Genomic DNA, 3,760 nt, shown 5'->3' on the forward strand with positions numbered 1-3,760 from the left:
GTATATAGAATATTAAGTACATAGAAAAGGAGGAGTTCTTTATGAATTACAATATTCGTGGCGAAAACATCGAAGTAACTCCAGCATTACGCGACTATGTTGAGAAAAAGGTTGGTAAGCTAGAGCGCTATTTTGACACAACACCAGTAGCAGATGTAAATGTAAAGATGCAAGTGCTTAATAGCCAACACATTATCGAGGTTACCATTCCAATGCCTCAACTACTATTACGTGGTGAAGAAACCCACACTGATATGTACGCGGCAATTGATAAGGTGATTGAAAAGCTTGAACGACAAATTCGTAAGCACAAAACAAAAGTAAATCGTAAGTTCCGACAAGAAGGAAGCTTAAAATATATGTTCAAGAACGAGTTAGAACCTCTTGAGCAGGAAGAGCCAGAACCAGAGGATGGCGAGCTTGAAGTGGTTCGTACAAAGCGCTTCAATTTGAAACCGATGGATGCCGAGGAAGCGATTTTGCAAATGGATATGTTAGGCCATAACTTCTTCGTCTTCTCAAATGCAGTAAATGGCGACACAAGCGTAGTCTATCGTCGTAAAGATGGTAAATACGGTTTAATCGAGCCAGAAGCTTAAGAATATGCTTAAAAGGAGTGCAGCAGATGCTGTGCTCCTTTTGTTTGTTGTCATGTTTTTAGGCCCCGATGAGAGTAGTTATGAGCGCAATTTCTGATAAATGAGCGAAGGGGGACCTGATATGAGCGCAATCACGCAGTTATGAGCGAACGAGCTGCCCATATGAGCGGAAGCGCGCCACATATGAGCGCTATTCTCGATTTATGAGCGAGCGCCGGTCTCTGTGCGCTCCGCATATGGACGCTTCGCTTCGCATATAAACGAGCACCTCGCAAAAGATGGTGCTCTACCCCAACGCCTCGTAGAGTCTCGTCTCCATCAGCACCGTATCAATGGGACATACTTCCGAGTCGCGGCCGTATTGCCACGCCCATACATTGGYATCGCAATCCGGGCGTGCTGGGTTGTAGCGTGGGATGCGGTTTTTCGGACTTGTTCCGGGCTCTGGTTCTGCACTGAAAATAACCGCTTGCTGGGTGACGTTTTCACTCGCTGCAGCTGCCTCGCAGTACGCTGCATTAAAGCCTCCTTCCACYGGGTCACCATAGAAGCCGGGGCGGTACGGGCTCGTATAGAAGGCTTCTACCCAGGCTGTGATCCAGGCAGCATCGACGTTGAAGAAGTTTTCAATATTAGCAAACACAAAGCTACCTTCACCAATGCCAAGGCGTCTTGCTTGGAAAACGGCGTTACGTGCGGCGACTCCACCGGCACGTTCGCCGACTGCGTCACTGAAATTGTTATAGATAGGCATAATCTTCATGCCTTGATCGCGGATATAGCGTATTTCTTCCGGTGTCAGCCCATCACTCACATTTTCAATGGTGGTCAGGTAGCGGCCCCAAAAATCCGGCTGTCCGTACGAGGAGGTTACGCACTCATACAACTCTTGTGTGACAGCTGCGGCCGAATCTACCCCCCAATTTATACTGCGTCGATTTCGATACATGTAATGACCTCCTCCTTTATAGCCACGATATGCAAGATGGGTGTAGTTGGAAGGATGTCTAAACGAAAAAAAGAGGAAACCGCCTATAAAAGACGATTTCCTCTTAATCTTATAAACTGAATTCTGATGGTACAACGTTAAGGTCAATACCCCAGAATAATGGAACCATGAAATACACGGCAAGAACGATCAGGAAAGCAGCAATTAGGTTAATTAAGAACCCAACACGCACCATCTCTATAATTTTCAACTTACCCGTACCGAAAATGATCGCATTTGGTGGTGTACCAACTGGTAGCATGAATGCACAATTAGCAGCCATCGCACAAGGAATCATTAATGCAAATGGGTGGATGTTCAACGCAAGTGCTAATGACGCTACAACTGGGATAATCATGGTGGCTGTAGCTGTGTTTGATGTAATTTCTGTTAAGAAAAGAACGAATAGAGCTACAGCGGTAATCATCACGATGAGATGTAAGCCATCGAGTACCGTCAGCTGTGTACCCATCCAGTCAGATAAACCTGTTTCTCTAAAACCAGCAGCGATCGCCAGACCACCACCAAATAGAAGCAGTACGCCCCACGGAATATCACGTGAGTCTTTCCATTCTAAAATGCGGGAACCAAATTTACGCTGTGTAGGGATAACAAATAGCATTACAGCGGCAAAAACAGCGATCATTCCATCGCGTATTTCTGGAACGAAATCAACCCAGATGAAATCGCGGGTGATCCACATAAATGCAGCAAAGGAGAATACTCCAGCAACTGCTTTTTCTTCGAATGAAATCGTTCCAAGCTTACTGCGTTCGCCCTGGATTAAATCTTTGCCCCCTGGAAGTCCTTTAATGCTCATTTTAAATGCCATACGTCCAAGATACATCCATGCAATAAAGAGTAAAAGAATAACGACTGGAACCCCGACCATCATCCATCTTGCAAATGAGATTTCAACATCAAATAATTGCTGAGCTTGTGCAGCTAAGATGATGTTTGGAGGTGTCCCGATTAATGTACCAAGCCCCCCGATTGTTCCGGCATATCCAACCCCGAAAATAAGAGCTTTTTCAAATTTAGGTAAATCACGTTCTTCTGGTTTGCCTTTAAGAGCTGCGGCAACTTGAGCTGTGATCGCAAGCCCCATCGGTACCATCATCATAACGGCTGCTGTGTTTGATACCCACATGGATAAAAAGGCAGTAGCAATCATGAAGCCGAGAAGAATGCGTTGGGTGCTTGTCCCGATAAACGCAATAATAGCAAGAGCCATCCGTTTGTGAAGATTCCATTTTTCCATTGCAGTGGCAATGAAGAAACCTCCTAAGAATAAGAAGATAATGTCGTCACCATAGGCGGAGGTAACTGTTCCACCGTCAAGTGCTCCGGTTATCGGCAGCAAGAAAATTGGTAGAATCGATGTTGCTGGAATAGGAATTGCTTCTGTAATCCACCAGGTCGCCACCCATAATGTGATCGCAAGCACGGCTCTTGCTTCAAAGCTTAGCCCTTCTGGTGAGAAAAATAAAATGGTTAATAGAAATAAGGCTGGTCCTAAAATAAGACCGATTAACTGCGATTTTGAATACGATTGTTTAGGTTCTTGATCTTGTGGTGGAGTCGAGTTGTTTGTAGGACTCGCACTATGTGCACTAGACTTGGCTGCTTTGGCAGCCGATCCTTTTTGATAAGAAAAGACATTAAGTAGATTTTTCGTTTGACGATGTGAGTGCCACAGGCCGTTCCAAACATTAGTTACTGTTGTTTTCATCTCATAAGCCTCCCTCTCTGAAAGCGGTTTCTTTCTTTATATTCTGAATCATTCGAGTCTTATAGTACAGCTTTAGTAACTTTAATGCAGGCTTTTGTAACTAAAGAAAGCGGAAGGGGAGTTCTTTTTAGAAGTGAATTCCATAAATTGTTAGCGTTTGCCTGAATAATCTTTTGTTTCGCCCGATTAAATGTTATTTCGACCGAAAAACGTCTGAGTTCGCCTGAATCTAGCAATTGAGCGCTCAGTCAACAGAGCGCTAAAAAGCTACCGAAAACGCTCGGTAGCTTATTTCTCTTCATTTAAAATATCAATGACGTAATCGTACCCCGGGTGAGTGAGTTTATATTGATGAAGAGGTCGTCCTGTCCGTTGGTAATCAACGTCGAACAGTAAGATGTCTGAATCGGTTAAGTACTGCAGGTATTTACGTAACGATAC

Annotated in this window: 3 protein-coding genes; 1 reads left to right on the forward strand and 2 read right to left on the reverse strand. The window is 44.4% G+C overall.

Annotated elements, in window-relative coordinates:
- Positions 1–41: 41 nt before the first annotated feature.
- The gene (raiA, locus tag AB685_RS28190; protein ID WP_047973919.1) at positions 42–599 is read left to right on the forward strand and encodes a ribosome-associated translation inhibitor RaiA; all 558 of its coding nucleotides are present in this window, start codon (positions 42–44) and stop codon (positions 597–599) included.
- Positions 600–885: 286 nt separating this feature from the next.
- Here the strand turns inward: raiA and AB685_RS28195 are convergent, their stop codons facing one another.
- Both AB685_RS28195 and AB685_RS28200 read right to left on the reverse strand, forming a co-directional pair.
- Positions 886–1,548: a glycoside hydrolase domain-containing protein gene (locus tag AB685_RS28195; protein ID WP_047973920.1), complete on the reverse strand. Its 663-nt coding sequence runs from the start codon at positions 1,546–1,548 to the stop codon at positions 886–888.
- A gap of 109 nt (positions 1,549–1,657) precedes the next feature.
- Complete coding sequence (locus tag AB685_RS28200) at positions 1,658–3,319, reverse strand: DASS family sodium-coupled anion symporter (RefSeq protein WP_047973921.1); 1,662 nt, start codon at positions 3,317–3,319, stop codon at positions 1,658–1,660.
- Between the last annotated feature and the right edge of the window lie 441 nt (positions 3,320–3,760).

This window comes from Bacillus sp. LL01 (genome assembly GCF_001037965.1).

Excerpts from the sequence above, each read along its gene's own strand:
- raiA (WP_047973919.1), top strand. The coding sequence starts at position 42 with ATGAATTACAATATTCGTGGCGAAAACATCGAAGTAACTCCAGCATTA.
- AB685_RS28200 (WP_047973921.1), bottom strand. The coding sequence starts at position 3,319 with ATGAAAACAACAGTAACTAATGTTTGGAACGGCCTGTGGCACTCACAT.